Origin of the sequence: Corallococcus sp. AB038B (assembly GCF_003668955.1) — a bacterium.
In the GTDB taxonomy this organism is placed as follows: domain Bacteria; phylum Myxococcota; class Myxococcia; order Myxococcales; family Myxococcaceae; genus Corallococcus; species Corallococcus exiguus.
This window is the reverse complement of the sequence record NZ_RAWO01000430.1, coordinates 1-381: the sequence shown is the minus strand read 5'-3', so window position 1 is coordinate 381 and position 381 is coordinate 1. Positions and strand designations below refer to the sequence as shown.

Here is a 381-nt window from a genome sequence, read left to right as displayed (position 1 = left end):
GCCGAGCCGAAGCCCGCTGAAGCGAAGCCCGTCGAGACAAAGCCTGTCGAGGCGAAGCCCGCGCCGGCCTCGAAGCCCGCCGAGGTGAAGCCCACCCCCGCGTCGAACGAGGACCTCTCCGACGCCGCGCTGGCCCAGTCCGTCCGTCCCAAGCGCACCGGCCTGTACGTGGCCGTCGGCGTGCTGCTCATCGGCGCCGTCGCCGCGGTCGTCGTCGTGGGTGGTGGCTCCGGTGGGAAGGAGAAGGAGCCCGCGCCGAAGCCTCCGGTGGAGCAGCCGACCCCCGTCGACACGGTGAAGCCGCCTGAGCCCCAGAAGGACCCGACGCCCCCTCCGACGGAGACCGCCACGCCGACGGCCGCCGTCGACGCGGGGACGGCC

Annotated in this window: 1 pseudogene; it reads left to right on the top strand. The window is 74.5% G+C overall.

Annotated elements, in window-relative coordinates:
• Positions 1–84: 84 nt before the first annotated feature.
• A pseudogene (locus tag D7Y04_RS45005) lies at positions 85–381 on the top strand (response regulator); the annotation flags it as partial.